The sequence below is a fragment of the Zooshikella sp. RANM57 genome, from assembly GCF_050749885.1.
Lineage (GTDB): Bacteria > Pseudomonadota > Gammaproteobacteria > Pseudomonadales > Zooshikellaceae > Zooshikella.
The window spans coordinates 1-274 of sequence record NZ_JBOIUB010000072.1 but is presented as its reverse complement, the minus strand read 5'-3'; the positions used below and the strand labels follow the sequence as shown (position 1 = coordinate 274).

The following is a 274-nucleotide window of genomic DNA, read 5'->3' as shown; positions in this document are numbered from 1 at the left end:
AATGCTACAGGGAAATGGTTAGATTGTTTTTTAATGAAGCAAAATTTCACTTCATTTCTTTCGCAAAGAAGGCACTGGCCTTTTTTAAAATTTCTTTCTCCATGCGTAATGCTTTGTTTTCTTTACGCAATCGTTTCAGCTCATCGTGCTCAGACTCTTCTAAGGCAATGCCTTTCTGCTGAGCTTCGTATTTTTCTTTCCACTTGTAAAGCAGGCTAGTAGCGACTCCGAGTGACTTTGCTGCATCAGCAACACTGTAGCCTTGCTCTAGCAC

The 274-nt window shown here is 40.9% G+C and carries 1 pseudogene; it reads right to left on the bottom strand.

Annotated features, from left to right (window positions below):
- Positions 1-274 (bottom strand): annotated as a pseudogene (locus tag ACQ96U_RS27185) (transposase); the annotation flags it as partial.